26 protein-coding genes are annotated in these 26,907 nt (G+C 65.3%); 12 read left to right on the top strand and 14 right to left on the bottom strand.

Annotated elements, in window-relative coordinates; translation table 11 throughout:
• From WC739_RS13945 to WC739_RS13935, 3 genes are all read right to left on the bottom strand, one after another.
• Positions 1-1,360, bottom strand: a 1,360-nt coding sequence (locus tag WC739_RS13945) for a malate synthase G (protein WP_372953618.1), incomplete at its 3' end; no start/stop codon positions are given.
• A 271-nt stretch (positions 1,361-1,631) separates the two neighbouring features.
• The gene (locus tag WC739_RS13940; protein ID WP_372953617.1) at positions 1,632-3,674 is read right to left on the bottom strand and encodes a hydantoinase/oxoprolinase N-terminal domain-containing protein; all 2,043 of its coding nucleotides are present in this window, start codon (positions 3,672-3,674) and stop codon (positions 1,632-1,634) included.
• Positions 3,675-3,833: 159 nt separating this feature from the next.
• On the bottom strand, positions 3,834-4,049 hold the full coding sequence (locus WC739_RS13935; RefSeq protein ID WP_372953616.1) for a DUF1127 domain-containing protein: 216 nt from the start codon (positions 4,047-4,049) through the stop codon (positions 3,834-3,836).
• A 68-nt stretch (positions 4,050-4,117) separates the two neighbouring features.
• Between WC739_RS13935 and WC739_RS13930 the strand changes: the two genes are divergently transcribed.
• A complete protein-coding gene (locus tag WC739_RS13930; protein WP_372953615.1) occupies positions 4,118-4,792 on the top strand; it encodes an ArsR/SmtB family transcription factor in 675 nt (224 codons plus the stop codon).
• A gap of 34 nt (positions 4,793-4,826) precedes the next feature.
• Here WC739_RS13930 and ligD read toward each other — a convergent pair whose 3' ends face one another.
• The 3 genes from ligD to WC739_RS13915 all read right to left on the bottom strand — a co-directional run bounded on the left by ligD (position 4,827) and on the right by WC739_RS13915 (position 8,845).
• Entirely contained in the window at positions 4,827-7,340 is a 2,514-nt protein-coding gene (gene ligD / locus WC739_RS13925) for a DNA ligase D (RefSeq protein ID WP_372953614.1), read from the bottom strand.
• Between the two features lie 11 nt (positions 7,341-7,351).
• A complete protein-coding gene (locus WC739_RS13920) occupies positions 7,352-8,224 on the bottom strand; it encodes a Ku protein (protein WP_372953613.1) in 873 nt (290 codons plus the stop codon).
• 114 nt (positions 8,225-8,338) lie between these two features.
• On the bottom strand, positions 8,339-8,845 hold the full coding sequence (locus WC739_RS13915) for a ferritin-like domain-containing protein (RefSeq protein ID WP_372953619.1): 507 nt from the start codon (positions 8,843-8,845) through the stop codon (positions 8,339-8,341).
• Between the two features lie 396 nt (positions 8,846-9,241).
• On the opposite strand from WC739_RS13915, the gene WC739_RS13910 reads away from it, so the two are divergent.
• The 3 genes from WC739_RS13910 (at position 9,242) to WC739_RS13900 (ending at position 11,796) form a co-directional block, all read left to right on the top strand.
• Positions 9,242-9,388, top strand: a complete 147-nt coding sequence (locus WC739_RS13910) for a hypothetical protein (RefSeq protein ID WP_372953612.1) — start codon at positions 9,242-9,244, stop codon at positions 9,386-9,388.
• A 179-nt stretch (positions 9,389-9,567) separates the two neighbouring features.
• Positions 9,568-10,044, top strand: coding sequence for a thiol-disulfide oxidoreductase DCC family protein (locus tag WC739_RS13905; RefSeq protein WP_372953611.1), 477 nt, complete (start codon positions 9,568-9,570; stop codon positions 10,042-10,044).
• A gap of 21 nt (positions 10,045-10,065) precedes the next feature.
• Positions 10,066-11,796 carry a DUF4166 domain-containing protein gene (locus WC739_RS13900; protein WP_372953610.1) on the top strand — a complete coding sequence of 577 codons (1,731 nt, stop codon included), beginning with the start codon at positions 10,066-10,068 and terminating at the stop codon, positions 11,794-11,796.
• Here the strand turns inward: WC739_RS13900 and WC739_RS13895 are convergent.
• From WC739_RS13895 to WC739_RS13885, 3 genes are all read right to left on the bottom strand, one after another.
• Positions 11,709-12,092 (bottom strand): DUF1850 domain-containing protein, encoded by a 384-nt coding sequence (locus WC739_RS13895; RefSeq protein ID WP_372953609.1) that lies wholly within the window; start codon positions 12,090-12,092, stop codon positions 11,709-11,711. The genes WC739_RS13900 and WC739_RS13895 overlap by 88 nt on opposite strands.
• An 82-nt stretch (positions 12,093-12,174) precedes the next feature.
• Positions 12,175-14,277, bottom strand: a complete 2,103-nt coding sequence (locus WC739_RS13890; RefSeq protein ID WP_372953608.1) for a TRAP transporter permease — start codon at positions 14,275-14,277, stop codon at positions 12,175-12,177.
• A 157-nt stretch (positions 14,278-14,434) separates the two neighbouring features.
• Entirely contained in the window at positions 14,435-15,394 is a 960-nt protein-coding gene (locus WC739_RS13885) for a TAXI family TRAP transporter solute-binding subunit (RefSeq protein ID WP_372953607.1), read from the bottom strand.
• Between the two features lie 257 nt (positions 15,395-15,651).
• Here WC739_RS13885 and WC739_RS13880 point away from each other — a divergent pair, with 257 nt between their 5' ends.
• Together WC739_RS13880 and WC739_RS13875 are read left to right on the top strand one after the other, a co-directional pair.
• Positions 15,652-16,029, top strand: coding sequence for a YciI family protein (locus tag WC739_RS13880; protein ID WP_372953606.1), 378 nt, complete (start codon positions 15,652-15,654; stop codon positions 16,027-16,029).
• Entirely contained in the window at positions 16,029-17,273 is a 1,245-nt protein-coding gene (locus WC739_RS13875) for an RNA polymerase sigma factor (protein WP_372953605.1), read from the top strand. Before WC739_RS13880 ends, WC739_RS13875 begins: the two co-directional genes overlap by 1 nt.
• Positions 17,274-17,280: 7 nt before the next feature.
• Here WC739_RS13875 and WC739_RS13870 read toward each other — a convergent pair whose 3' ends face one another.
• The 5 genes from WC739_RS13870 to hrcA form a co-directional block, all read right to left on the bottom strand.
• The gene (locus tag WC739_RS13870; RefSeq protein WP_372953604.1) at positions 17,281-17,907 is read right to left on the bottom strand and encodes a glutathione S-transferase family protein; all 627 of its coding nucleotides are present in this window, start codon (positions 17,905-17,907) and stop codon (positions 17,281-17,283) included.
• Positions 17,908-18,242: 335 nt separating this feature from the next.
• Positions 18,243-19,223, bottom strand: a complete 981-nt coding sequence (gene cysK / locus WC739_RS13865) for a cysteine synthase A (protein ID WP_372953603.1) — start codon at positions 19,221-19,223, stop codon at positions 18,243-18,245.
• Positions 19,224-19,482: 259 nt separating this feature from the next.
• The gene (locus WC739_RS13860; RefSeq protein WP_372953602.1) at positions 19,483-20,847 is read right to left on the bottom strand and encodes a sorbosone dehydrogenase family protein; all 1,365 of its coding nucleotides are present in this window, start codon (positions 20,845-20,847) and stop codon (positions 19,483-19,485) included.
• Between the two features lie 104 nt (positions 20,848-20,951).
• Complete coding sequence (locus WC739_RS13855) at positions 20,952-21,149, bottom strand: hypothetical protein (RefSeq protein ID WP_372953601.1); 198 nt, start codon at positions 21,147-21,149, stop codon at positions 20,952-20,954.
• A gap of 176 nt (positions 21,150-21,325) precedes the next feature.
• On the bottom strand, positions 21,326-22,411 hold the full coding sequence (gene hrcA, locus WC739_RS13850) for a heat-inducible transcriptional repressor HrcA (RefSeq protein ID WP_372953600.1): 1,086 nt from the start codon (positions 22,409-22,411) through the stop codon (positions 21,326-21,328).
• Between the two features lie 177 nt (positions 22,412-22,588).
• On the opposite strand from hrcA, the gene rph reads away from it, so the two are divergent.
• The 6 genes from rph to WC739_RS13820 form a co-directional block, all read left to right on the top strand.
• Complete coding sequence (gene rph, locus WC739_RS13845) at positions 22,589-23,305, top strand: ribonuclease PH (RefSeq protein WP_372953599.1); 717 nt, start codon at positions 22,589-22,591, stop codon at positions 23,303-23,305.
• Positions 23,306-23,488: 183 nt separating this feature from the next.
• A complete protein-coding gene (locus tag WC739_RS13840; RefSeq protein WP_372953598.1) occupies positions 23,489-23,899 on the top strand; it encodes a VOC family protein in 411 nt (136 codons plus the stop codon).
• Positions 23,899-24,555, top strand: coding sequence for an RdgB/HAM1 family non-canonical purine NTP pyrophosphatase (rdgB, locus tag WC739_RS13835; RefSeq protein ID WP_372953597.1), 657 nt, complete (start codon positions 23,899-23,901; stop codon positions 24,553-24,555). The genes WC739_RS13840 and rdgB overlap by 1 nt, the downstream gene beginning before the upstream one ends.
• On the top strand, positions 24,552-25,715 hold the full coding sequence (gene hemW, locus WC739_RS13830; protein WP_372953596.1) for a radical SAM family heme chaperone HemW: 1,164 nt from the start codon (positions 24,552-24,554) through the stop codon (positions 25,713-25,715). The genes rdgB and hemW overlap by 4 nt, the downstream gene beginning before the upstream one ends.
• Positions 25,716-26,065: 350 nt before the next feature.
• Entirely contained in the window at positions 26,066-26,542 is a 477-nt protein-coding gene (locus tag WC739_RS13825; RefSeq protein ID WP_372953595.1) for an Rrf2 family transcriptional regulator, read from the top strand.
• A 31-nt stretch (positions 26,543-26,573) separates the two neighbouring features.
• Positions 26,574-26,907: FAD-dependent oxidoreductase (locus WC739_RS13820; protein WP_372953594.1), on the top strand; the 334-nt coding region annotated here is incomplete at its 3' end.

The raw sequence follows: 26,907 nt of genomic DNA, 5'->3' as shown, positions 1-26,907 counted from the left end.
TGTTGATGAACACCACGCGCTCCTTCGCGGCGCGGATCGCTTCCTTGAGGTTGACGGTGGTGCGCCGCTCCTCGTCCATGATGCCCATCTTGATGGTGTTTCTGGCCATGCCGAGCAAGGCTTCGACGCGGTCGAAGATCTCGACGGCGAAAGCGACCTCCTCGGGCCCGTGCATCTTGGGTTTCACGATATACATCGAGCCGGCGCGGGAGTTCATCCGCCGCCCATTCGGCCCGACATCGTGCAATGCGATCAGCGCCGTGATCGCCGAATCCATGAGGCCTTCCGGCACTTCATTGCCGTCGCGGTCGATTATCGCCGGATTGGTCATCAAGTGGCCGACGTTCCTGATCAGCATCAGCGAGCGGCCGGGCACGGTCAGCGTGCCACCGGCCGGCGCGGTCCAGGCGCGGTCGGGATTGAGCTTGCGCACGAAGCTCCTGCCGCCCTTGGTGATTTCCTCGGTGAGGTCGCCCTTCATCAGGCCGAGCCAGTTGCGGTAGACGACGACCTTGTCCTGCGCATCCACCGCCGCGACCGAATCCTCGCAATCCTGGATGGTAGTGAGCGCCGATTCCAGGATGACGTCGGCGATCCCTGCCGGATCGGTGCGGCCGATCTGGTTGTCGCGGTCGATCGAGATCTCGATGTGCATCCCGTTCCTGACCAGCAGCACAGCGTCGGGGTTGGCGGCGTCGCCGCGATAGCCGACAAATTGTTTGGGATCGGCCAGAGTGGTCGAGCCGGCGCCAGCGCCGAGTTTCAGCGTCTCATTGGCTACCGACAGGCCGTTCACGCCGGCCCATTTGCCCGAGGTAAGCGGCGCGGCCTCGTCGAGGAAGCTTTTCGTCCAGCCCACGACCTTGGCGCCACGCGCCGGATTGAAGCTCTTGCCCTTCTCGGCGCCATCCGTTTCAGGAATGGCGTCGGTGCCATAGAGCGCGTCATAGAGCGAGCCCCAGCGCGCATTGGCGGCGTTGAGCGCATAGCGCGCATTCATCACCGGCACGACCAGCTGCGGCCCGGCAACGACAGCGATTTCGGGATCGACATTGTCGGTCGACACGGCGAAGGCCGGGCCTTCCGGAACGATGTAGCCGATTTCCCTGAGGAAGGTTTTGTAGGCCTCCATGTCGATGGCTGCGCCATTGTCGCGATACCAGCCGTCGATCCGGCCCTGTATGGCGTCACGTTTTTCGAGCAGCGCCCTGTTCTTCGGCCCGAGATCATGGACGATGGCCGAGAAGCCGTTCCAGAAATCGGCCGCCTCGACGCCGGTCCCCGGCAAGGCCTCGCCGGCCACAAAATCATGCAGCTCGCGGGCAATCCGCAATCCGTCGATCTCGATGCGATCGGTCATCAGGGCGTCTCCAGCTGGAAGGCTTTGCGGGGCGTTTGGCACGTTGGGGTTGAAGGGTCAATTCGGCTTAGGTTCAAGGCGAGTGTTTAGGCAAGTTGGCGGAGGGGTGGCAACAGCGTCTTCTCCCAGTTCTACGAGAAGATGGCGGCAGCCAGATGAGGGGCGGCGCAGAGCTACGTGAAATGGCGGACGGCCAAATCGCGTTGACCCGCGCTGCCCCTCATCCGCCCTTCGGGCACCTTCTCCCGTGAAATGGGGAGAAGGTAGAGGGTTACACTGCAATTCTCGGCCGGCCCGAGGCCACCGCGAGCACATCGGCCTCGATGAACATGCGCTGGGCCTCGACCGTGGAGACACGGAATTCGGTCGTGACTTCGATCTCGGCGCTGTCGGTGCCGGCGTCCCTCGCCCGTTCCGCGACGATGGCGCGGACATCAGCTTCGGCGGCCGCGATGGCCGCCGCCTCATCGAGGAAATCGCGGACCGTCTCGCCGGAAGAAACGCGAAACAGTCCTTCCCTGGGCTGGCTGACGCGTGCTTCGGCCGACACCCGCACCTGGCCGACGACGGCGCCGAGCGCATTGGCGACATCGGTGTCTTCCGGCACCACGCAGTCATTGCCGATCAGTGGCGGCAGGCCGGCATAATGCAGGGGAGCCGAGGCACCGAGGCCGATGACCGGGCGGTCGAGTGCGACGCTGAGGCGGGCGATGCCGGGATGCGCGTCGACGGCACGCTGCACCAGCGCGTGCGCCACCGTCGCCGCGCCATCCAGCCCGTCCTCGGCGAAGGCGGTCTCGAGGATGACTTCGGCCGACCAGCGCGTCAGCGTCACCAGCACCCGCTCCGAAATCGCCTCCGGCGAGGCGGCAATGGGCTGGCCACGGCCGTCGCGCTTGCGCGCGAACAGTTCGGCGCCCAGCCGGGCGGCGACCGGATCCCAGTTCGTCTGCTTGCCCAGCACATGCGCGGCGTCCGACGGGGTAAAGCCGGCGACATGCACCAGCCCGCGCGACACCAGCCGGTTGAGCGTGGCGTTCTGGGCATTCGAGGTCAGCAGCTTGTCGATGGCGAGCGGCACGGCGCCGACCATCTCGTAAAGCTTGGCTTCGGCGCCAGTCAATCCCGCGGCGAGCCGGTCGGGCACGCCGGTGCGCACCGCGAAGCGGCCGTCCATGCGGCCCGGGTTGGGCGCCCGCAGCTGCCGTTCGAGTTCGGATGTGACGGCCGCGCCATGAGCCATGCCGGCCAGCGCCAGCGGTACCAGGCGGCGTGGGCCAAGCAGGATCCTCGGATTGAGCGAACCATCCTCGAGCGCCACTTCGGAATCGCCGCCAAGGCCGAAGGTGCGCATGGCGACGGCCTCGACCATGGTGCGGAAGCCGCCGACGGTGGCGCCTTCCGGATCGAGACGCGGCCGGCCCTTGTCGAGCACGGCGACATCGGTGGTGGTGCCGCCGATGTCGGAGACCAGCGCATTGTCGAGGCCGGTCATATGGCGGGCCCCGACCAGGCTGGCGGCCGGGCCGGACAGGATCGTCTCGATCGGCCGCTGGCGGGCGAACGCCGCCGAGACCAGCGCGCCGTCGCCGCGCACCACCATCAGGGGCGCCGCGATGTGGCGCGCCTCCAGGAAACCTTCTGTTGCCGCCACCAGCCGGTCGATCATCGAGATCAGCCTGGCATTGAGCAGCGTCGTCAGCGCCCGGCGCGGCCCGCCGAGCTTGGCCGACAGCTCGTGGCTGGCGGTGACCGGAAGGCCGGTCCTGTCGCGGATCAGGTCGCGGGCGGCGACCTCATGGGCCGGGTTGCGGGTGGCGAAATAGGCGCAGACGGCGAAGCCGGACACCGTGGCGCCGAGTTCCGGCAGCATGGCCTCCAGCCCGGACAGATCGAGCTTGGCTGCATTGCCGTGGACGTCGTGGCCCCCGGGGCAGAACACCACCGGGTCGGTGCCGAGCGCGGTCTTCAGCCCGTCGCGGGCAAGGTCGGCCTCGGAGAAGCCGATCATCACCAGCGCCACGCGGCCGCCCTGGCCCTCGACCAGCGCGTTGGTGGCCAGCGTCGTCGACATCGACACCAGCTTGATGTCGGCCGGATCGGTGCCGGCCTTCTCCAGAACGGCGTCGACGGCACCGGAAATGCCCACGGCCAGATCATGCCGCGTGGTCAGCGCCTTGGCCTTTGCCAGCACCTTGCCCTTGTTCGGCCCCTGTTGCGGGCCTTCCGTTTCGGACCACAACACGGCATCGGTATAGGTGCCTCCGGTATCGATCCCGAGGAACAGCGGCTTTGGCTTGGTCTTGGCGGTCATTTCTGATGGCGGTCCGGCTCAGGGGTTGGTCTGTGCTGCACCTGCCCTTAGCCGATCGCGCCCGGCCGATAAAGCCGCGAGCGCTGGGCCAAGATGGAGTTCCCTCCGCAGCGTTCGCCAGAGCGTTGGATGGTCGGCGCGCCATCCGCCACGCGACGGTCATGGGCGCCAGAAGGACTTCGCGCATTCACGGCGCACGTCCTCGCGGGTCAGGCCAAGGTCGCGCAAAAGATGATCGTCGATCTCGGCGAGGTCGAGACGCTGCAGATGGCGGTCATACCAGCGGGCCAGCAAGCGCGGGCGCCACCGGGTGACGAACGGAAACCATCGGCGGCCAGGCGACGGCGCGGGCGTGGAAGCGGTTCGTGCGGTCATCGTCATCTCCTTGATCCGGTCGGAGATTAGTGGTTATCTGACGAGAACGCTTCGATGGAGAACGAACCATGCGTGAGGGACCGGACATCGCCCGCATCGCCAGCCTGGTCGGCGATCCTGCCCGCGCCAACATGCTCAACGCGCTGATGGGCGGCACGGCGCTGACGGCGAGTGAACTGGCCCTGGAAGCCGGCGTGTCGCTACCGACCGCGTCTTCACATCTTTCCAAACTGATGGAAGGCGGATTGCTGACCCTGGCCAGCCAGGGACGCCACCGCTACTACGGCCTTGCCGGGCCGCAGGTGGCCGGCATGATCGAGGCCATCTCCGGCGTTGCGGAAGCCGTCGGCCCCAAGCGCGTGCGGCCGGGTCCGCGCGACGGAGCCATGCGCGTGGCGCGTGTCTGCTACGACCACCTCGCCGGCGAGCAGGCGGTGGCGATGCTCGATCGGCTGGTGGACAAGAACGTGCTGGTCCGCGATGACAAGGAGATCAGGCTGGGGCCGTCGGCGGCAGCGCATTTCGCCGCCATCGGCATCGATGTCTACACCAAGCCGCGGCGGCCGGTCTGTCGCGCCTGCCTAGACTGGAGCGAGCGCCGCTCGCATCTGGCCGGCACGCTGGGGGCCGCCATCCTCGACAAGATCCTCATGGAGAAATGGGCCCGCCGCGAGAAGGACAGCCGCGCGGTGGTGTTTTCGCCGCCGGGCAAGCAGGCCTTCGAGAGGGCGTTCTTGAGCTGATCGGCGGCACTCGCTCCCGCCTTCGTCGAGTGGGCTATCCCCGCTTCAACGCCTTTGCCTGCTTGAAGAAATCGACCCAGGGGTCTGCCTCCGCCAACTTCGCCAGGGTCGACTTGTCGCCGATCGGGAACGCGTTCGGCGCCAGGCCGGCCTCTATCTCCGGCCAGGTCACCGGCATGGACACGGTGGCGCCCTTTTTCGCCCGCGATGAATAGGGCGCGACCGTCGTCGATCCACGGCCATTGCGCAGATAGTCGACGAAGATCTTTCCGGTCCGCGCCTTCTTCGACAGCGTCGCGGTATAGCGGTCAGGGGCGGACTGCTCGAGCGCCTTGGCGAAATCATGGGAGAAGGTTTTCACCGCCTCCCAATCCGCCGATGGCTTCAACGGCACCAGGACATGGTAGCCCTTCCCGCCCGAGGTCTTGACGAAATTGGGCAAGGTCAGATCGTCGAGCTTGGCTCGGATGTCCAGTGCCGCCTGGCGGACCGCTTCCACGTCGACGCCCTCGTCGGGATCCAGGTCGAAGATGATCTGGTCCGGCTGCTCGAGCTTGTCGATGGTGCAACCCCAGATGTGAATTTCGACCACGCCATATTGGACGAGCGCGGCAACGCCGTCGAAATCCCGGATGAACAGGATTTCCTCGCCGTCCGTAGGATCCTTCATCCGCGCGATCTTGTCGCTCATGCCGGCCGACGCATGCTTCTGGAAGAAGCGCGGGCCGCCGACGCCGTCGGGCGCGCGCACCAGGCTGAGCGGACGGTTGACGATGAATTGCTCCATGCGCTGCCAGACCCGCGCATAGTGCTCGAGCAGGCCCTGCTTGGATATCTTCTCCTCGGGCCACAGCAGCTTGTCGGGATGGGAGAGCTTTACGGTAGTGGTCATCGCCCCAGCGGCTTTGCCGCCGCCGTTCGATGCCTGCTTTGCCTTGGCAGGGCTGCTGCTCGTCGGCGCCTTCGGCTTCTCCTGCACGACTTCCTCCGCCGGCTTGTCCTCGCGCAATCCCTGGAACGAGGCGTGGCTTATTATACGGTCGGACGTCCAGCTGCGAAACTCCACCTCGCCGACAAGCTCCGGCTTCACCCAAACCAAGCCCTTGCCCTTCGGCACGGCGGTGTCGAAAGGCGAGGACGCCGCCTTCAGCGCGTCGAGCCTTGTCTTCAGCTCAGCGGCGCCCTTGGCGGAAAAACCCGTGCCGACGCGACCGGCATAGTGCAGCGTGCCGCCCTCGTGATAACCGACCAGCAGCGAACGCAGACCGCGTCCGGTCTTGTCGGACGGCAAATAGCCGCCGATGACGAACTCCTGCCGCGCCGTGCATTTCGACTTCACCCAGGCTGGCCCGCGCCCACCGCGATAAGGCGCGTCCGCGCGTTTGGAGACGACGCCTTCCAACCCCATCCGGCAGGCATGCTCCAGCATGATCTTGCCGGGTTCGGCAAAATGGTCGGAGAAGCGGACCGCGGAATTCTCGTCCTGCTTGCCAAGCAAATCCTTCAGCGCCTGCTTGCGCTCGACCAGCGGCTCGGGGCGCAAATCCTCGCCGTCGAGGCGCATCAGGTCGAAGACATAGTAGATGAAGCGATCCGTTCGCCTGGCCGACAGGTCGGCTTGCAGCAGTGCGAAGGAAGACACGCCGCTGTCGGCCAGGACGACGATCTCGCCATCGATGACGGCATCACTGCATTTGAGCGCCGCGAGTTCGGCGACGATCCGGTCGCCGAACTTCCCGGTCCAATCGAGGCCGGTGCGGGTCAGCAGCCGCACCTTTGTGCCGGCAATCTGCGCCTGCATGCGATAGCCGTCGAATTTGACTTCGTGCAGCCAGTCCTTGCCGGCCGGCGCTTCCCGTTCGAGTGTTGCAAGTTGCGGGTCGATGAAGCCGAGTGTGCCGGCCGTGGTGGTCGACTTAGCGGCGGCCGGCTTGTCGGAATGCCAGACCTTCGGCTTCTGGCCCTTGGCGGACTTGCCCTCGCCGACCTCCTCGATTGTCAGGCCCGACTTCACCGATTCCGGTGCGTCCTTGAGAATATCCTCGCCCGGGCGCGCCGCCGCGTCATCAGCCTTGATCAGCAGCCAGTTCTCGCGCTTCTCGCCGGCGCGGGGCTTCAGCCGCACCAGATGCCAGGTCCCACGCAGCTTGTGGCCCTTGAGTTCGAAGCTGATATGGCCCTTCTGCATCGCCTTGGCCGGATCGGTCTCGGGGACCCAGGTGCCTTCGTCCCAGACGATGACCGAGCCGCCGCCATATTCGCCCTTGGGAATAGTGCCTTCGAACGGTGCGTAGTCGATCGGATGGTCCTCGACATGCACTGCCAGGCGCTTTTCATGCGGATCGAGGCTTGGGCCGCGTGTCACCGCCCAGCTCCACAGCACGCCGGCATGTTCGAGACGCAAATCATAGTGCAGCGTCGTCGCCGCGTGCTTTTGGATGACGAAGATGCCGCCGGCCGCGCCTTTCATGCCGGGCTCGATCTTGCCGGCCGGTTCAGCGGTCTTGTTGAAATCGCGCTTGGCCTGATACTGCTCGAGACCGGCCATCCCTGTCCTCCCTAAGCGGACTTGCGCTTGGACGCGGCGGCTTTCGCCTTGCCGCCCTTGGCCGCGGGCCTAGTCTTGGACGGTGGCGAAGCCTTCGTCGAAGCGGCATCCGCCGAAAGGCTCTTCTTCAGCGCCTGGAACAGGTCTACCACGTTCGACGGCTTCGGCTTATCCTTCGTCTTCGGCAGTTTCTTGCCGGCCTTCCTGGCGCGGACCAACTTCAGCAGCGACTCTTCGTACTTGTCGTCGAATTCCGACGGATCGAACTTCCCTTTCTTCTTGTCGATGATGCGCTCGGCGAGGTCGGTCATCTCGTGGTCGGTCTTCGCCGTCTCGATCTCGTCGAAGACGGTGTCTGGCTGGCGCACCGTGTTGTCGTAGCGCAGCGTCGTCAGCACCATGCCCTTGCCGCGCGGTTCGATCACCACCGGTCGTTCCCGGCTGTAAAGAACGACCCGCGCCAGTCCAGCCATCTTCCTGCTGGCCATGGCATCGCGGATGACGGCGAAGGCTTCCTCCGAGACCTTGTCGGCCGGAGTTACGTAATAGGGTGTGTCGAGATAGATTTGCTGGATGGAGCTTTTGTCGACGAACCCTTCCAGCGCCATCGTGTGCGAGGATTCGATCTGCACCGCCTCGATTTCGTCTTCCTCGATCTTGATGAACTTGCCGTCTTCGACCTCGTAGCCCTTGATCTCGTCGCCCTCGCCAAGCGGCTTGCCGCTCTGCCCGTCGACATAGATGCGTTTCACCGTGTTGCCAGTCTTGCGGTTCAGGACCCGGAACGAGACCTTTTCGGCATGGGTGACGACGTTCGTCAATTCGACGGCGCAGGTGACCAGAGAGAGCTTCAGATAGCCTTTCCAGGCCGGACGCGGCGCCATGACAAACTCCCTGCGCGAGACGGTAGCATCGAGAACGGGCAAAGCCTATTGCAGTTCCGCTTTCGCAAAAGGGCAAGGCCGGCTTGTGTGCCGGCCTCGCGCTGTGGAACCGGTCTATTCGGCGGCCTGGAGATTGATCTTGCTCTCCGCCATCTTGGTAAGCTCCTGGTCGGTGGCTTTCTCCTCCTCGAGATTTTTGGCTAGCACGCTGGCGCAGTCGCTGCGGCCAAGCTGCTTGGCCCAGGCGATCAGCGTGCCATAACGCGTCATCTCGTAGTGCTCCACCGCCTGCGCCGATGCGATCAGCGCGGCATCCAGCACCTGCTTGTCGTCGACGTCGCCGCTGACTTCATCGGCCTCCTCGAGAATGCCGTCGATGGCCGGGCAGGTGACCTCCTTGGCCTTGACGCCGTGCAGCTCGAACACTTCCTCGACGCGCTCGATATGGCCCCTGGTCTGCTCGAGGTGCTTCTCGAATCCGGCCTTCAATTGCGGATCGGTTGCCTTGTCGATCATTTTTGGCAGCGCCTTCTCGATCTGCTTTTCGGCATAATAGATGTCGCGCAACGTGTGCACGAAGAGGTCGTCCAGCGTCTTGATGTCCTTCGAAAAGAAACCCATGGTTTTAGCCTTTCCATTGCTCTTGCTGTTCGGTTTGATGAGCTGGCGATAGGCGGCCCGCCGAGCGGTCACGTCCAGGCTCGGACGGGCAACGTGCTTCCACCCTGGGGGTTCCTGTCTTTCGCTGGCGAGACACGGAATTTCGCGGCCGCTCCAAAAGGCGAAACAAAACCGCGCCCGGGCGACATTCAAACGAAACATATGTGATGCAAAAGTCACATCCGACGCAATGCAGCCCGACAGCACGGAAAGACCCCGAATCAGCCGCATTCCGGCCACGAAGCAGGGCATTTCTGGCCAGAGATTAACATCGCGTTCACCGACTATTCACGCCTCCAGACTATGATGCTCGCAATTCGGAAGGGACATCCGAAAATCGGGACAGGGACTGCCAGAATGAACTTCCTCACGCACATCATCGGCTATGCCGCCGCCATCCGCGAATTCGTTTCACCGACCTATCGGCCCGAGCGCTATTACATGCGCGGCCCGGGTCCGGCCTGCGCCCGCCGCGGCAATTCTCTCGGCGTCAGCGCGCACTGATCATGACCTTCGAGAGCCGCCACAACAGCCGGATCTGCAGACCAGCCGCCGAATCCCGCGCCACCGCCTATCGCGAAGAGCGTCCCGCTCTTGCCGACAGGCGGCGTGCGACATCGCCGAGCCTTTGATCCCGTCTCCGGCTGGCTTAGTGTCTGGGGACACGAGCAGCCGAGGCCCGCGTGAGCGACTGTCCAAAGTCATCCCGTCCAAAATCATCTCGCCCCAACTCATCAAGCGGTCCTTCTGATCAGTTCGATGCAAGCCATCCGCTGATCGTCTTCGACGGCGTCTGCGTGCTGTGCTCGGGCTTCGTGCGCATGGTAATCAGGCTCGACCGCCACAGGCGCTTCCGCTTCGCCACCGCGCAATCGCCACTCGGCGACGCGCTGTTCAAAAAGCACGGATTGCGTACGGACAGCTATGAAACCAATCTCGTCCTGGTTGGCGGCGTTGCCTTCACGCAGCTGGATGGGTTCGTTGCCGTCATGTCGGAACTTGGCTGGCCATGGCGGGCGGCCATGCTGCTGTTGCTGCTGCCCCGTCCGCTCCGCGACTGGCTCTACCGTCGCATCGCCGAAAACCGGTACGCCCTGTTCGGCAGGAAGGACAGCTGCGCTTTGCCTTCCGCCGAGTTGAGGCAACGGTTCCTTGGCTAAGCCCGGCTCCGGGGGGAGACGATGAAGCTACTCATTGTCGGCGGCTACGGCACCTTTGGCGGGCGCATCGTCCAGCTGCTCGAGAACGATCCCCGGCTGACGCTGATCGTTGCGGGCCGCTCCCTGCCCAAGGCCGAAACCTGGTGCGCAAGACGTGGCGCTGTCGCCGCGCGATTGGTGCCGGCCGTGTTCGATCGCGACGGCGACCTCGCCGCGCAACTGGTGTCTCTGCGCCCAGACACGCTGGTCGACGCCAGCGGCCCGTTCCAGGCCTATGGCGAGGACCGCTACCGGCTGATCGAGGCCTGCATCGGGTTAGGCATCAACTATCTCGATCTCGCCGACGGCTCGGATTTCGTCGCCCGCGTGCCGGAATTCGACGCGGCCGCGAAGCAGGCCGGGCTGTTCGTGCTCTCGGGCGTCTCCAGCTTTCCGGTGCTGACGGCGGCCGTGGTGCGCCGGCTGTCGAGCGAGATGGCGCGGGTCGACACGATCACCGGCGGCATCGCGCCGTCACCCTATGCCGGCGTCGGCGAAAACGTCATCCGCGCCATAGCGGGCTATGCCGGCCAGCCGGTGGACTTGCCGCGCGGCGGCGGCCGGGGGCCAGGCCACCCGCTGACCGAGCAGATGCGCTACACCATCGCGCCACCGGGCCACGTGCCGCTCCGCCGCACGCTGTTTTCCCTGGTCGACGTGCCGGATCTGCGCGCGCTCGCGGATTTGTGGCCGCAGGCCAGGACCGTCTGGATGGGCGCCGGGCCGGCGCCGGAAATCCTGCATCGTGCCTTGATCGCCCTTGCCTGGCTGGTGCGCGTCGGGCTGGTGCGGTCGCTGTCGCCGCTCGCGCCGCTGATGCACTGGGCGACCAACCGGCTGCGCTGGGGCGAGCATCGCGGCGGCATGTTCGTCGAAGTCGCCGGCATCAGCGGGACGGGCGTACCGCTCAAACGCTCATGGCACCTGCTGGCCGAGGGCGATGACGGGCCGCTGATCCCGTCCATGGCGGTCGAGGCGCTGGCGCGCAAGGCGCTCGACGGTCATCCGCCGGCGCCGGGCGCCCGTGCGGCGGTGCGCGATCTCGAACTTTCCGACTACGCAGCCCTGTTTGCCGACAAAACGATCCATTTCGGGTTTCGCGACGACAGCGGCGCCGATTCGGACAAGCCGCTCTATGCGATGCTGCTCGGCGACGCCTGGCCGGGCCTGCCCGAAGAAATCCGGATCATGCATGGGCACACGAAAACGGCCGAAGGCCGCGCCAGCGTCGAGCGCGGGCCGAACCCGCTCGGCCGGTTCGTTGCATGGATTGTCGGCTTCCCGAAGGCGAACGCCGATATCCCGGTCCGTGTCCGCTTCGACACCGGCAAAGGCCAGGAAACCTGGACGCGGACATTCGGCGGACATGATTTCTCAAGCCGTCAGTTGGCAGGTCGAGGGCGTTCGCAGCGTCTGCTGTGCGAGCGCTTCGGCCCGCTGATCTTTGCCATGGCGCTGGTTGCCGAGGGAGGCAAGCTCTCGCTGGTGCTGCGCGGCTGGACACTTCTTGGCGTTCCCCTGCCGATGTGGTTCTGCCCCCGCTCGACATCTTTCGAGACGGTGGAAGATGGCCGCTTCCGCTTCCATGTCGAGATTTCGCACCCGCTCACCGGCCTGATCGTGCGCTATCGCGGCTGGCTCACGCCGTCGGGTGCGCAAGGTTCCAGCGAGATCGTGCCGCCCGCCTCCTTGCCAAGTTCGCGGCAGCCCTGAACGGAGCACAGCGTCCAACCCGCGCCTGTCGCGCCGGAGGCTGCGAGCACGACACGACGCTGCGGAGCGACCTTGGGCGCATAGACCCACCAGCCGTCTCGCAGCACCGCGCCTTCCGGCGGCTCCATGCCGGCGCCGGAACCCTTGATGCGGGCCTCGACCACTTGCAGGCCGGAAGGCAGCACTTTCCAGTCCTCCTCCCAGCGGCTGCGTTCCACCGAATGCGTCCAGGACAGCGTGAAGGCGGCAACGGAGAGCGCTACCGTCTTGCCGGCGGCCAGGATGCACAGGCTCATGTGGGAGGATTTCCTTGCTGGAGCATGATCTCCGGACAAACGAAACCGTCTGTCCGAGAGACCCCGATCCCGCTTTTCGGGGTCATGCCCTGGCGGTCTCCTGCCGTGCCCGCCAGCAGTGCCAGCCGATCCAGCCAAGCGACAGCACCCAGCCGGCCTCATCGGTGAGCGGCACCGCGGCGACCAAAAGCACGCCGCCGGCGAAGGCGACGAGCCGCTCCCACCATGCCATGCGGCGGGCGAGGAAGCCGACGGCGGCAGCACCCCACAGCACGATGCCCATGCACGCCTTGACGACGATATAGGCGACCTCGACGGGGTAGCCGAACTGGGCGGCGATCGGCCCGGCATCCTGCAACATCAGCGCCGGCGTGTAGACCGCCATGAACGGCACGACGAAACCGGCAATGGCGAGCTTGGTCGCCTGGATGCCGATCTTCATCCCGCTCTCCTTGGCCATGGGTGCCGCCGCGAAGGCAGCCAGCGCCACCGGCGGCGTCAGGTCGGCCATGATGCCGAAATAGAAGACGAACATGTGGCTGACCACCAGCGGCACGCCGAGCGACAGCAATGCCGGCCCGGCCAGCGACGAGGTGATGATGTAGTTGGGAATGGTGGGGATGCCCATGCCGAGCACCAGGCAGGTCAGCATGGTCAGCACCAGCGACAGGAACAGGTTGTCCTGGCCGATCGAGATGATCCAGCCGATGAAGGTCGAGGCGATGCCGGTCAGCGTCAGCGTGCCGATGACGATGCCGACGATGGCGCAGGCGATGCCGACCGGCAGCGCGTTCTTCGCCCCTTCGGCGAGCGACTCCACGCATATTTGCAGCGTCTCGCGGCCATCCTTGAACGTGAAGCAGGCGGCGACGAGCGCCGCGATAACGAGGCCAAGGATGTTGACGCCGAATTTCATGAACGAGGCTGCGGCCAGCCCGAGCGCCAGCCAGAAGACGACGCGGAAGGCGAGCGGCCCGATCGCTGCCGCCAGCGGCGTGCCGAGGATGAGCACGATGGTCAGCGCCAGGCCCATCGTGCCGGCGAAGATTGGCGTATAGCCGGCAAACAACAGATAGATGAGTGCGGCAAGCGGCAGCACCAGCGGCCAGTGTTGCCTCACCGCGTCCCACGGATTGGGCAGGTCGGCCTTGGCCATGCCGTGCAGGCCGGCCTTGCCTGCCTCCAGATGCACCTGCCAGAAGCAGGCGCCGAAATAGAGCAAAGCCGGGATGATCGCGGCCTTGACCACTTCGGCATAGGGAATGTTCAGCGTCTCGGCCATGATGAAGGCGACCGCCCCCATTACCGGCGGCATGATCTGGCCGCCCATCGAGGACGTCGCCTCGACAGCGCCGGCGAAAGCCGAACGGAAGCCGAAGCGCTTCATCAGCGGAATGGTGAACTGGCCGCTGGCCACGACATTGGCGACGCCGGAGCCGGAAATGGTCCCCATCAGCGCCGACGACAACACGCAGACCTGCGCCGGACCGCCGCGCCACGTGCCGACGAGGCCGAGCGCGAAATCGTTGAACAGGGCGATCATGCCGGCGCGTTCGAGAAAGGCGGCGAAGACGACGAAGATGAAGATATAGGCGGCCGACACATAGATCGGCGTGCCGTAGATGCCTTCGGTGCCGTAGGCGAAGGTGTCGACGAGCTGGGCGAAATCATAGCCGCGATGGTTGAAGGGCGGCGGCAGATGGTTGCCGACGAAGCAGTAGGCGAGGAAGATGAAGGCGATGACGGCAAGCGGCAGCCCCATCAGCCGCCTGGCGGCCTCGAACACCAGCACCACCAGCACCGCGCCAACGACCAGGTCGGGCGTGGTCAGAAAGCCGGAGCGCCTGATGAGGTCGGCATAGAACATCCAATTGTAGAGGCCGGTGCCGAAGCCGAGCACGCCGAGCGTCCAGAACGCGGCCTTGGCCGGGACGCTCTTGGCGCGCAGGTTGGCGATCAGGCCGAAGCCGAGCAGCAGCAGGAAGCCGACATGCATCGCTCGCACCACCTGGCTCGCGATGCTGCCATAGGCGGCGACGTAGATCTGGAAGACGGAAAAGGCCACGGCAATGGCAAAGGCGGCCTTGCCAGCGATACCGTCGCCGAAGCCCGGCGGCAGGCCTTCCACCTGCTCTTCGTCGACAGGGGCAAGAACAGTCGGCGTATCCTGATGGGCGTCAGTCATTGGCGGGTTCCTGTCGGCGGTCCTCTTCCTGATAGGAGGGTGCCGGGCCAAGCGAGGCAGGTTGGGGTCGGTGCAGGCCGTGCACTGTCGCGGCGACCCCGACCGACCCTTCGCCGTCGGTGGCTGGCCAGCCTCCTCGCGAGAGGAGGGAATGCCCCTACTTCAACAAGCCCTTCTCCTTGTAGTAACGCTCCGCTCCGGGATGCAGCGGCACCGGCATGCCGTCGAGCGCCTTGGCCGGGTCGATCGCCTTTGCGGCCGCATGGGCGGCGGCAAGCTGGTCGAGATGCTCGAACAGCAGCTTGGTCATCTGGTAGGCGGTCTCGTCGGAGACATCGGCGCGGGTGATGAGGAAATTGCCGACGGCGGCGGTGGCGACATCCTCTGTCTGTCCTTCATAGGTGCCTTTGGGGATAACCACCGAAAGATAGGGCGAGCCGATCTTGGCGACGTCCGCGGCCGGCACGGCAACGACATTGATCGGCACGGAGGTGGCGAGGTCGCGGATGGAGGCGACGCCCAGCCCCGCCGATTGCAGCGTGGCGTCGAGTTGCCGGTTCTTGATCAATTCGACCGATTCGGCGAAGGGCAGATATTCGACCCGGCCGAGGTCCTCGTATTTCAGCCCGGCGGCGGCGAAGATGGCGCGCGCGTTGAGTTCGGTGCCGGAGGCCGGCGCGCCGACCGACAGGCTCTTGCCCTTGAGGTCGGCCAGCGTCTTGATGCCGGACTCCTGGCTGGCGACAATCTGGATGTAGTTGGGATAGATGGCGGCGATACCACGCAGCTTGTCGAGCTTGCCTGGAAATCCGGCCTCGGCGTTGCCCTCGGCGGCGAGCTTGACGGAGTCGCCGAGTGCGAAGGCGATCTCGCCCTTGCCCTGCTGCAACAGGTTGAGGTTTTCGACCGAGGCCTTGGTCGCCTGCACCTGGGTGCGGGCGCCCGCAATGCCCTTGCCGTAGATTTCCGACAGCGCCACACCCAGCGGATAGTAGACACCAGAGGTGCCCCCGGTCAGCACATTGATGAATTCCTGCGCTCCGGCAGAAACAACGCCAAGGCCAAGTGAAAGCGTCATTGCGGCGGCTGCAACAAATTTCGTTCTGAAATGGATCATCCGGTTTCCTCCCTGAAATGCTGGCGTCCGCACCGCCCTCCCGATCCGAACCCGGGCGAGTTTAGACGGCGAGCCGGAAATGCCAACCCGCAATCCAATTCATTAGACGAACGGTTGAGGGGCTCTGGAACACATCGGCGCTTGCGCAAGACGCCGTCGGAGCGGAAAGTTTTTCTCCAGCCTGTCGAAATGGGACATGGCCGCGCGACATACGTTCGGCACGCAACGATGCGGCCCTGTAACCACGGGAGATAACCATGCAGTACTTGCTTCTTATCTATTCCAACGAGGCCGCAATGGCGGCAGCACCCAAGGAGGCGGCCGTCCAGATGAGCGCCGCATACGGCGCCTATACCGAGGCGATGAAGCAAGCCGGGGTATTCGTTGGCGGCGAGCGGCTGAGGCCGACGTCGGTGGCAACCTCCGTGCGGGTGGCCGGCGGCAAGACCAACGTGCTCGACGGCCCCTACGCCGACACCAAGGAGCAGCTTGGCGGCTACTACATGATCGAAGTGCCGGACATGGACGCGGCAATTTCCTGGGCGTCGCGCTGTCCCGGCGCCGGCACGGGCACAATGGAAGTGCGGCCGATCTGGCCGATGGCGGAGTACATGACAAAGTATACTGCCGCGTGATGGCCGATGGCCCGGAGGCTGCCCGGGCGGCCGCCGAGGCCGCCGCCCGCCAGAGCTATGGCAAGCTGATCGCCTATCTCTCCGCAAGGTCCCGCGACGTGGCCGCCGCCGAGGATGCGTTGGCCGACGCCTTTGCCGCGGCACTCGAACGCTGGCCGCGAACCGGCGTGCCCGAGAAGCCCGAGGCCTGGCTGCTTGCCGTGGCAAGGCGTCGCCGCGTCGATGCGGTGCGACGGCGGCTGACCGGCGAGGCCGGCCGTGAGCATCTCAAGCTGATCGCCGAGGAGGCGGAGGCGCGCATGACCGATGAAGACCTGCCCGACGAACGGCTGCGGCTGGTGTTCGCCTGCGCCCATCCGGCGATCGACCCTGCCGTGCGGGCACCGCTGATCCTGCAGACGGTGCTGGGCTTCGATGCCGCGACGATCGCTTCCGCCTTCCTGGTCTCGCCGGCAACGATGGGCCAGCGCCTGGTGCGCGCCAAGACCCGCATCCGCGAAACCGGCATTCCGTTCCGCGTGCCGAAGCGGAGCGAACTCGGCGAGCGGCTGGACGCAGTGCTGGAAGCCATCTACGCGACCTTCGCCGAAGGCTGGTCCGACCCGGCCGGCACCGAGACGCGGCGTCGCAATCTCGCAACCGAAGGCATCTGGCTCGGCCGGCTGGTGGCTTCGCTGCTGCCTGATGAACCGGAGGCGCTCGGCCTGCTGTCGCTGATGCTGTTTGCCGAAGCGCGCCGCGTGGCGCGGCGCGATGCAGCCGGAGATTATGTGCCGCTGGCCGATCAGGATTGCGCGCTCTGGGACCACGCATTGGTCGACGAGGCGGAAGCCTTGCTCGGTCACGCCGCCACCAAGGGGGTCATCGGCCGCTACCAGATCGAGGCAGCCGTGCAATCCGCCCATGCGGCACGACGGCGGACGGGGCGCACCGACTGGGCGGCGCTCCGCGTGCTTTACGACGCGCTGCTTTCGATCGCGGGATCGCCGGTGGTAGCGATCAACCGTGCGGTGGCGATCGCCGAAGGAGAGGGCCCCGCGGCGGGACTGGCGGCCCTTTACGTGCTGGGCGACGACAAGCGGCTCGATGATTATCAGCCTTACTGGGCAGCCCGGGCTGGTCTGCTGGCCAGGCTGGGTCAGGTCCAGTTGGCAACCGAAGCCTATGAGCGGGCGATCGGCCTCGAACGCGATCCGGCGGTGCGCCGCTTTCTGCAGGGAAAACGGGCCGCGCTGCGAAATTGAGCTCCCGTCAGATCGGCCACATCTCGTGGGTCGTGTTGAGTTTCTTCATCAGCGGATGGTCGCGCAGCCGGGCCCACAACCGTTCTATATTCGGCCAGGTCGTACGCGCCTTGTCGATGTCGGGATGCCAGGCCACCAGCATGACCAGATAGATGTCGGCCAGCGACATCGTCTCACCGACCAGCCAGTCATGGCCTTCGAGAGCGGTATCGAGAACGGCAAAGCCACGGTCCATCTCGGCAACGGCCGCCTGCTTGACCGCCTTCGTGCCGTCGGCGTCGGACGTATAGCGGTTCGCGTAGTAGAAACGCAGCACCGCAGGGTAGAGCATAGACGACATGAAAGCCATCCAGCGCAGGAACTCGGCGCGGGCCGGTGCGTCCGCAGCCGGCGCCAGGCCGGCATCGGGATGGCGCTCGGCAAGCAGGATGCAGATTGCCGCCGATTCGGTGATCGAGCTGCCGTCCCGCAAGGTCAGAACCGGCACCTGGTTCAGCGGGCTGATGGCGAGGAAGGCCGGATCGGGCCGATCGGATTTCTGTACGTCGATCTGTTCGAATGGCGCGTTCGCCAACGCGAGTGCCGCCTCGACGACGAAGCCGCCGCTGCCCGGACGGGTGTAAAGCTTGTACATCGAATTCTCCCCCGGCCCCTTGAGCGGACCGATAGGGATATGAACCGGAAGCCGTGTGCCGCTCAAGCCGGTGGCGGGCGCCACCGGCGGATATTCAGCGGGCCAGGCTGCAGGAACTTTCAAGTGTTGGAGGGACAGCGCCCCCCTCTGTCCTGCCGGACATCTCCCCCACATGGGGAGAGATTGGCGGTTTCACTGCTCCGCTCAATCCTGCGACGCTGGCGATTGGCGACTGCCAAGGGGACAGCCGATCTCCCCACTTGTGGGGGAGATGTCCGACAGGACAGAGGGGGGCGCGAAGGATCGCGGCGAATCTATTCTATGTACGGCAGAAACTACGCCCCCAGGCCCTCGAACAGGATGGTCGACAGATAGCGTTCGGCGAAGGACGGGATGATCACGACGAGGTTCTTGCCCTTGTTCTCCGGCCGCGAGCCGACGACGATCGCCGCCTGCAGGGCGGCACCCGACGAGATGCCGACCGGGACGCCTTCGAGCCGCGCGACAAGGCGCGCATTGGCGACCGAGTCCTCGTTCGAGACCTTGACGATCTCGTCATAGATCGTGGTGTCGAGAATCTTCGGCGCGAAGCCGGCGCCGATACCCTGGATCTTGTGCGGGCCGGGCTGGCCGCCCGACAGCACCGGCGAGGCTTCCGGTTCGACGGCGACGACATGCACGGAGGGCTTGCGCTTCTTCAGCACCTGGCCGACGCCGGTGATGGTGCCGCCGGTGCCGATGCCGGCGACGAAGATGTCGACCTCGCCATGGGTGTCGTTCCAGATTTCCTCGGCGGTCGTCGTGCGGTGGATTTCGGGATTGGCCGGGTTCTCGAACTGCTGCGGGATGATGGCGTTGGGGATGGTCGCGGCCAGCTCGTCGGCCTTGGCGATGGCGCCCTTCATGCCCTTTGGCCCTTCGGTCAGCACCAGTTCGGCGCCGAGCAGCGCCAGCATCTTGCGGCGCTCGATCGACATCGTCTCCGGCATGGTCAGGATCAGCTTGTAGCCCTTGGCCGCGGCCGCGAAGGCGAGCGCTATGCCGGTGTTGCCGGATGTCGGCTCGACCAGCGTGGTCTTGCCGGGTGAAATCTTGCCGGCCGCCTCCAGCGCTTCGATCATCGCCACGCCGATGCGATCCTTGACCGAGGCAATTGGATTGAAGAATTCAAGCTTGGCGATGAGATTGGCGACGATGCCCTTTTCCCTGGCGAATTTGTCGAGCCGCACCAGCGGCGTGTCGCCGATCGTGTCGGTGATGGACTGGTAGATGCGGCCGCGACCGGGCACGCGGTCGGAAGTGTCGGGCTGGTTCATTGGTTTCGCTCCCAGGATCTCAGGCAAGTGGAGAATTTCAGGCGGTGGCATTGCGGCCGGCACGATAAGGCTTTCAGCCGCGCAACATAGACTGTCGAAGGAAAATATCCGAGTGGCCTCCGTGTCTAAAACGGGTCGCTCGCGGAAAAGCGTTTCCCGAAAAGCCCATTGCCGGAATGTTTTCGCCGAAACCGCTTATTGCCCTCTGCACTTCGGAGGCAATTCGAGCGAGCGGCGACCTTCTGGCCGGATAGGTTCCTCAGGAGCGGTCGCCATCGTAGGTCACGCGCCAGATGGTACCGTTGCCGTCCTCGGTCACGATCAGCGCGCCGTCGCTCGCCACGGCCACGCCAACCGGCCGACCCCAGACCTCGCCCTTGGAGACGACGAAACCGGTGATGAAATCCTCATACTCGCCGGTCGGCTTGCCATCCTTGAACAGCAAACGCACGACCTTGTAGCCGGTCCTGTTGCCGCGGTTCCACGACCCATGCAGGGCCACGAAGGCGTCGCCCTTGTAGTCCGCGGGAAAACCGGAACCGGTGGGCAGGTTCCTGTCATAGAAGGCGATGCCGAGCGGCGCCGAATGGGCCTGGATCAGCACGTCGGGAATGGTTGCCTTGCCGGCCAGGTCGGGACGCTCGCCCTTGTGACGCGGATCCTCGTTGTTGCCGATGTAGTACCAGGGCCAGCCATAGAAGGCGCCTTCCCTGACGGTCGTGGCATATTCCGATGGCACATTGTCACCGAGCGCGTCGCGCTCGTTGACGACGCACCACAGCGCGCCGGTTGCCGGCTGAACGGTCATGCCCGAACAGTTGCGCAGGCCGGTGGCGACGATGCGGCCATTCTTGCCGTCCGGGTCGAAGGCCAGAACGTCGGCGCGGCCGTCCTCCGGTCCCCATGTGGCTCCAAGCGGCTTTGACCGTGCCCACGCTTCGATCCCATCATCCGGCTCCTTGTCCATGTCCTCGGCGACGTTCGATCCCGAACCGACCGACAGAAACAGCGTCTTGCCGTCGGGCGAGAAGACGATGTCCCGGGTCCAGTGATGATTGGACGGGATGTTGTCGACGATGGTCTCCGGATCCCCAGAGGCCTTCAGGTCACCCTTGCGGTAGGCATAGCGCACGACGCTGTCGCTGTTGGCGACATAGACCCATTGCGGATCATTGCCCGGCGGGTAGAAGGCGATGCCATAGGGCTGGTTGAGATTGCCGGCGAAGATGCCGTTCTCGACCGGCTTGGCGCCGCCCTTTGCCAGCCGGTAGATTCGGACCTGGTTGGCGTCGCTGTCGGCGACGAACAGGTCGCCGTTCGGCGCGACACGCACGACGCGCGGATTGGCGATGCCGGACGCGATCAGCTCGGCCGAAAATCCCGGCGGCAATTGCGGCTTCGCACCGGCCGGCATGTCGGCAAGGCCGGCGCTGTTCGAAGCCGATTTGCTGACGTAGGGCTTTGGCAGATCTTCCGGCCTGATCAGGCGACGCACGCCGGGCTTGTCGGCGCGCCAATCGCCAAAGGCGTCCGCGCCCTTCAGCGCCGGTTGATCGGCCGCGAACGCGCAACCGGCAATGACAAGGCTGACGGGGACGGCGGCAAGAGAGGCAAAGCGGATCATGGAAGGCCTCCAGAGCGTGGCCGCAATCAGGATCCGGCCAAGGCCGGAGCAACGGCCGGCGACTACGATTGTTCCAGCCGCAGGCCGCGTCGACGTCTGCCCACTCAGGCTTCGGTGGCGTCGAAATCGCTGTCGAGGCGGCTTTCCAGTTCGACCAGATCGTCGGGCAGAGGCAGCCCCATGGCGCGCATCTCGCGCAGCTTTTCGCGCAGCTGCTCCTGCACTTCGCGCACGTCTTCCGGCTGGTTGACCATCTCTTCCAGCAACAGGCTGATCTGGGCCTTGAATTCTTCGAGCGCCATTGTTTTTCTCCTCTGCAGCCTGTTTCGATTTTAGGACTAAGGTGTAGAGATTCAGATCAGGCCGAGCCGAAAATGGTTGATACCGAGAACCGGAGCGGAGCGTACTTTTCGTACGTGAGCACCGGAAGCGGAGGTATCCACCATTTGCAGGCCGGCATCACCTGAATATCTGCACCTTAGCGTAGCATGCGGGAAATCAGCTGCGCCGTATAATCGACCATCGGCACGATGCGGGCATAGTTCAGCCTTGTCGGGCCGATGACGCCGAGCGCGCCGACGACGCGGGCATCCTTGTCGCGGTAGGGGGCGACCACCAGCGACGAACCCGACAGCGAAAACAGCTTGTTCTCCGAGCCGATGAAGATGCGCACGCCCGACCCCTCCTCGGCGAGGTCGAGCAACTGGATGAGCCCGTCCTGCGTCTCCATGTCCTCGAACAGATGCCGCAGCAGTTCGATGTCGGCCTGGGCGGTGACGTTTTCAAGCAGATTGGCGCGGCCGCGCACGATGAGCCGCGCCGGCAGGCCGCTGTCGGCGCCCGCCCAGACCGCCAGCCCTTTCTCGACCAGATCCTGCGACAGCGTGTCGAGGGCGGCCCTGGTCTCTTCCTTGATGCGGGCGATCTCGGCCCGCGCCTCGGCCAGCGTGCGGCCGCGAATATGGGCGTTGAGGAAATTCGACGCCTCGTGCAGCTGCGACACGGTGATGCCGGCCGGCAGGTCGACGACGCGGTTCTCGACGTCGCCATTCTGCGACACCAGCACCGCCAGCGCCTTGGTCGGCTCCAGCTGGATGAATTCGATGTGCTTCAGCGCCACCTCGTTCTTGGCGGCCAGCACCAGGCCGGCGCCGCGCGACATGCCCGACAGCATCTGGCTGGCCTCGGTCAGCATATGCTCCAGCGTGGCGCCCGAGCCGGAGGCACGGACCTGCGCCTCGATGGTGCGGCGTTCCTCGTCCGAAAGGTCGCCAAGCTCCATGAAGGCATCGACGAAGAAGCGCAGGCCGGCCTGCGTCGGCAGGCGCCCGGCCGAGATGTGCGGCGCGTAGATCAGGCCGAGATGCTCGAGGTCGCTCATCACGTTGCGGATGGTGGCCGGCGACAGCGAGGACGGCAGGATGCGCGACAGGCTGCGCGATCCCACGGGCTCGCCGTCCTTCAAATAGGAATCGACGATGCGCCGGAAGATATCGCGCGAGCGCATATCCAGCGATTGCAGCGCGGGCGAGAGCAAACCGGGTTCTACGACTGCTTTGGTCATGCGAGCCAAAACCTCCAGCCCGAGGATATAGACTTCGCAACGGCCGGCGCAACCCGGTGTCTGCGTTCGGATCACCCGGTGTTGTGTTTCGTGCCGTGGGCCATTTTCCTTTGCGCCATGCCGCCCATGCGGCTACAAGCCGGCCAAGATTCCAAAAATCATGGGAAAGAAGCCTGAATGCGCCCCTCCAAACGCCAATTCGACGAAATGCGCGCCATCTCCTTCGAGCGCGGCGTCTCCAAGCACGCGGAAGGCTCGTGCCTGGTGAAGTTCGGCGACACGCATGTGCTGTGCACGGCGAGCCTCGAGGAGAAGGTGCCGGGCTGGATGCGCAATTCCGGCAAGGGCTGGGTGACAGCGGAATACGGCATGCTGCCACGCTCGACGGGCGAGCGCATGCGCCGCGAGGCCTCGGCCGGCAAGCAGGGCGGCCGCACGCTGGAGATCCAGCGGCTGATCGGCCGCTCGCTGCGCGCCGTGGTCGATCTGCAGGCGCTGGGCGAACAGCAGATCACCGTCGACTGCGACGTGCTCCAGGCCGACGGCGGCACCCGCACGGCCTCGATCACCGGCGGCTGGGTGGCGCTGTACGATTGCCTGCGCTGGATGGAAGCAAGGCAGATGGCCAGCGTCGCCAAGGTGCTGAAAGACCATGTCGCGGCCATTTCCTGCGGCATCCATGATGGCCAGCCGGTCATCGACCTCGACTATGTGGAGGATTCCTCGGCCGGCACCGACGCCAATTTCGTCATGACCGGCAAGGGTGGCATCGTCGAGATCCAGGGCACCGCCGAGGGCGAGCCTTTTTCCGAAGAGCAGTTCGGGGAGCTGATGGGCCTGGCCAAGAAGGGCATCCAGAGGCTGGTCAGTTTGCAGCAGATGGCGGTGGCGTAAGGTTTGGATGCCGAGCTTGAGCGCCCCCCTCTGGCCTGCCGGCCATCTCCCCCTCAAGGGGGGAGATTGGATATCATCTCGGCCTTCGCCAATCTCTAGCGCTGAAATGTGGGCGGCAGCCTCAACGCTGCTGATCTCCCCCCTTGAGGGGGAGATGCCCGGCAGGGCAGAGGGGGGCGCCTCGTGACGCCCTCTGCTATTCTTGAATCCGCTCTCTACGTCACCGACCTCTCCGCCGCCGAAGCCTTCTACACCGACATAATCGGCCTCACCCTCCTCACCAAGGTCGAAGGCCGCCATCTCTTCTTCCGCTGCGGGTCCGGCGTGCTGCTGGTCTTCAACGCCGAAGCGACCAAGATACCGCCGGCAGCGGATGCAAGGCTGAAAGTGCCGCCGCACGGCGCTGTGGGCGAAGGCCATCTCTGCTTTGCGGCGACCGCTGCGGAAATTGCTGCCTGGAAATCCCATCTCGAGGCAAGGAAGGTCGCCATCGAAAGCGAATTCGAGTGGCCGCAGGGTGGGCGTTCGCTCTATATACGCGACCCCTCGGGCAATTCGATCGAGTTCGCCGAGCCGAGAATCTGGGGCCTTTGATGCATACTCTCGATGGCAAGAAGATCGTCGTGGCCAGCCATAATGCGGGCAAGCTGCGCGAATTCGCCGATCTGATGGGGCCGTTCGGCTTCGAGGCGAAGTCGGCCAAGGATTACGGCCTGCCGGAGCCGGACGAGACCGGCACCACCTTCGAGGCGAACGCCTACATCAAGGCGCTGGCCGCCGCGCGCGCGACCGGCCTGCCGGCGCTGTCGGACGATTCGGGCCTGTGCGTCGACGCGCTCGACGGCGCGCCCGGCGTCTACACCGCCAACTGGGCCGAAACGCCCGAGGGAACGCGTGATTTCGCCATGGCCATGCAGCGCACCGAAGTGGCACTGCAGGCGGTCGCAGCCGCCACGCCCGAGCAGCGCAAGGGCCGCTTTGTCGCCGTCATCTGTCTCGCTTTCCCCGACGGCGAGGCCGAATATTATCGCGGCGAGGTCGAGGGCTCGCTGGTCTGGCCGCCGCGCGGCGAGCTCGGCTTCGGCTATGACCCGGTGTTCCTGCCCGATGGCTTTGAGATGACCTTCGGCGAGATGACGGCGGAGCAAAAGCATGGCTGGAAGCCCGGCCAGCCGACGGCGCTGTCGCATCGCGCCCGCGCCTTCCAGAAATTCGCCGAGGCGCGGCTCAACCCGCCGGGCTCCGCATGAACATGCTGCTCGACCGGGCGCCCGGCTTCGGCGTCTATGTGCATTGGCCGTTCTGCGCGGCCAAGTGCCCCTATTGCGACTTCAACAGCCATGTCCGCCATCAGCCGGTCGACCAGGACCGCTTTGCCGCCGCCTTCGAGGCGGAGCTGGCGACGATGCGCCAGCGCACCGGACCGCGCGAGGTGACGAGCATTTTCCTCGGCGGCGGCACGCCGTCGCTGATGAAGCCGGAAACGGTGGCCAGGGTCCTCGACGCGATCGCCAGCAACTGGACGGTGCCAGCCGGCATCGAGGTGACGCTGGAGGCCAACCCGTCCTCGGTCGAGGCCGAGCGATTTCGCGGCTATCGCGCGGCCGGCGTCAACCGCGTCTCGCTCGGCGTGCAGGCGCTGAACGACAAGGATTTGCGCTTCCTCGGCCGCTTACACAATGTCAGTGAAGCGCTGCACGCGATCGGTCTGGCGCGGGAGATATTCCCCCGCCTCTCCTTCGACCTGATCTACGCGCGGCCCGGCCAGACCCCGGAAGACTGGCAGGCCGAGCTCGAGCAGGCGATCGGCCATGCCGCCGATCATCTGTCGCTCTACCAGCTGACCATCGAGGAAGGCACGCCGTTCCACGCGCTGCATGCGGCGAAAAAATTCATCATCCCCGACAATGACCACGCCGCCGATCTCTATGCGCTGACGCAGGAGATCACCACGGCGCATGGCCTGCCCGCCTACGAGATTTCCAACCACGCCCGGCCGGGCGCCGAGAGCCGGCACAATCTGACCTACTGGCGCTACGGCGAATATGTCGGCGTTGGCCCCGGCGCGCATGGCCGCTTCGTCGAGAGCGGCCGTCGCACGGTGACGATCGCCGAGCGGATGCCGGAGACCTGGGCCAATCTGGTCGAGGCCAAGGGCCATGGCATCACCGGCGGCGAGATCCTGACGCGCTCGGAAGAGGCCGACGAGTTCCTGCTGATGGGCCTGCGGCTGGCCGAGGGCATCGACCTCTCCCGCTACGAAGCCTTTTCCGGGCGCGGCCTGTCCAGCGCACGGTTGTCGATGCTGCAGGGCGAAGGACTGGTGGCGCCGATCGGCAACGCCCGGCTTCGCGCCACGCCGGCCGGCATGATCGTGCTCGACGCCGTGGTGGCCGACCTGGCGCGTTAGCCAAGCAGGCTTTTGCCCGGGCGCGGTTTGCCCCGTTTCACCATCCACTGGCGCGCAGTCACGAGCGGGATGGCTCCGACTCATACATCGAACAGCTTTGGAATTGACAAGCGGTCGCGGGTGTTCGAGGGTATGTCTAGTAATCTTATCGACATTAGCGAATTGGAGTCGGCAATGCGCGACGGATGATGCGGCAGCGTGAAAAACGAAGCAAAATCAACATTCGCCGGCTTGTGTATGATTTCACTGGACTTTATTCATCCTGGAGGAGGCCTGGAAGCGGCAATGTCCGCCAGGCAGCCCGCAACCGATGGCTCGATGCCTTCGCCTGACAGAGAAATTTTGATCTCATGCTCACAAAGAAGGGGAAGTACGGCCTCAAGGCGCTTGTACATCTCGCCCACTTGCCCGCCGGGCAACTCGCCTTCGTCAACGACATTGCGACCGGCAACAACATTCCGAAGAAGTTTCTCGACGCCATCCTGGGCGAGCTGCGCAATGCCGGGTTCGTCCAGAGCCGCAAGGGCAAGGATGGCGGCTACCGCCTGGCGCGCCCGGCCGACGAAATCAGGGTCGGCCATGTCGTGCGCGTGCTCGACGGCCCGCTGGCGCCGATCCCCTGCGCCAGCCGCACCCAGTATCAGTGCTGTGAAGATTGCAACGAGGCGACATGCCAAGTCCGACATCTGATGCTGGAAGTCCGGCAGGCGATCGCCGAGGTGCTCGATCAGCGCAGCCTTGCCGAAATGCGGGACATCGTCCTCGACGAGCTGCCGGTCGCAACGGGCATCAACGACCTCACGATCGCAGTGAAGGTCAAGGCCTGACGCCGGCGCCTCGCCCAGGGCAGGTGCGCGCATGACCACCGGACGCGCCAATTCGATCATCATTGTCGGCGGCGGCGCCAGCGGCGTCGTGCTGGCCGCGCATCTCCTGAAATCGCCCAATCCCGATCTGCGCGTGACGCTGATCGAAAGGCGGCCGCATTTCGGCCAGGGCATGGCCTATTCGACGCTGCTGTCGGCGCATGTGCTGAATGTCAGCGCCTCGGGCATGAGCGCCTATGCCGACGATCCGGGCAATTTCTGGCGCTGGCTGCTGGAGCGCGGCCTGGCAACGGCCGAACAGGCGCCGGTCTATGCGCCGCGCAGCCTCTACGCCCGGTATCTCAAGGAGCTGCTGGACGAGCTCG

Source organism: Mesorhizobium sp. (assembly GCF_041661565.1).
Lineage (GTDB): Bacteria > Pseudomonadota > Alphaproteobacteria > Rhizobiales > Rhizobiaceae > Mesorhizobium.
Note: the sequence above shows the minus strand (reverse complement) of the source record. Positions and strands in the feature narration are given on the sequence as shown.

Coding starts and splice junctions, on each gene's coding strand:
- WC739_RS13890 (WP_372953608.1), bottom strand. CDS start 14,277: ATGACTGACGCCCATCAGGATACGCCGACTGTTCTTGCCCCTGTCGAC.
- WC739_RS13860 (WP_372953602.1), bottom strand. CDS start 20,847: ATGATCCGCTTTGCCTCTCTTGCCGCCGTCCCCGTCAGCCTTGTCATT.
- WC739_RS13900 (WP_372953610.1), top strand. CDS start 10,066: ATGAAGCTACTCATTGTCGGCGGCTACGGCACCTTTGGCGGGCGCATC.
- WC739_RS13855 (WP_372953601.1), bottom strand. CDS start 21,149: ATGGCGCTCGAAGAATTCAAGGCCCAGATCAGCCTGTTGCTGGAAGAG.
- ligD (WP_372953614.1), bottom strand. CDS start 7,340: ATGGCCGGTCTCGAGCAGTATCAGGCCAAGCGCGATTTCAACAAGACC.
- WC739_RS13910 (WP_372953612.1), top strand. CDS start 9,242: ATGAACTTCCTCACGCACATCATCGGCTATGCCGCCGCCATCCGCGAA.
- WC739_RS13915 (WP_372953619.1), bottom strand. CDS start 8,845: ATGGGTTTCTTTTCGAAGGACATCAAGACGCTGGACGACCTCTTCGTG.
- WC739_RS13875 (WP_372953605.1), top strand. CDS start 16,029: ATGGCCGATGGCCCGGAGGCTGCCCGGGCGGCCGCCGAGGCCGCCGCC.
- WC739_RS13895 (WP_372953609.1), bottom strand. CDS start 12,092: ATGAGCCTGTGCATCCTGGCCGCCGGCAAGACGGTAGCGCTCTCCGTT.
- WC739_RS13930 (WP_372953615.1), top strand. CDS start 4,118: ATGCGTGAGGGACCGGACATCGCCCGCATCGCCAGCCTGGTCGGCGAT.
- WC739_RS13825 (WP_372953595.1), top strand. CDS start 26,066: ATGCTCACAAAGAAGGGGAAGTACGGCCTCAAGGCGCTTGTACATCTC.
- cysK (WP_372953603.1), bottom strand. CDS start 19,223: ATGAACCAGCCCGACACTTCCGACCGCGTGCCCGGTCGCGGCCGCATC.
- WC739_RS13935 (WP_372953616.1), bottom strand. CDS start 4,049: ATGACCGCACGAACCGCTTCCACGCCCGCGCCGTCGCCTGGCCGCCGA.
- rdgB (WP_372953597.1), top strand. CDS start 23,899: ATGCATACTCTCGATGGCAAGAAGATCGTCGTGGCCAGCCATAATGCG.
- WC739_RS13870 (WP_372953604.1), bottom strand. CDS start 17,907: ATGTACAAGCTTTACACCCGTCCGGGCAGCGGCGGCTTCGTCGTCGAG.
- rph (WP_372953599.1), top strand. CDS start 22,589: ATGCGCCCCTCCAAACGCCAATTCGACGAAATGCGCGCCATCTCCTTC.
- WC739_RS13940 (WP_372953617.1), bottom strand. CDS start 3,674: ATGACCGCCAAGACCAAGCCAAAGCCGCTGTTCCTCGGGATCGATACC.
- WC739_RS13885 (WP_372953607.1), bottom strand. CDS start 15,394: ATGATCCATTTCAGAACGAAATTTGTTGCAGCCGCCGCAATGACGCTT.
- WC739_RS13920 (WP_372953613.1), bottom strand. CDS start 8,224: ATGGCGCCGCGTCCGGCCTGGAAAGGCTATCTGAAGCTCTCTCTGGTC.
- hrcA (WP_372953600.1), bottom strand. CDS start 22,411: ATGACCAAAGCAGTCGTAGAACCCGGTTTGCTCTCGCCCGCGCTGCAA.
- WC739_RS13880 (WP_372953606.1), top strand. CDS start 15,652: ATGCAGTACTTGCTTCTTATCTATTCCAACGAGGCCGCAATGGCGGCA.
- hemW (WP_372953596.1), top strand. CDS start 24,552: ATGAACATGCTGCTCGACCGGGCGCCCGGCTTCGGCGTCTATGTGCAT.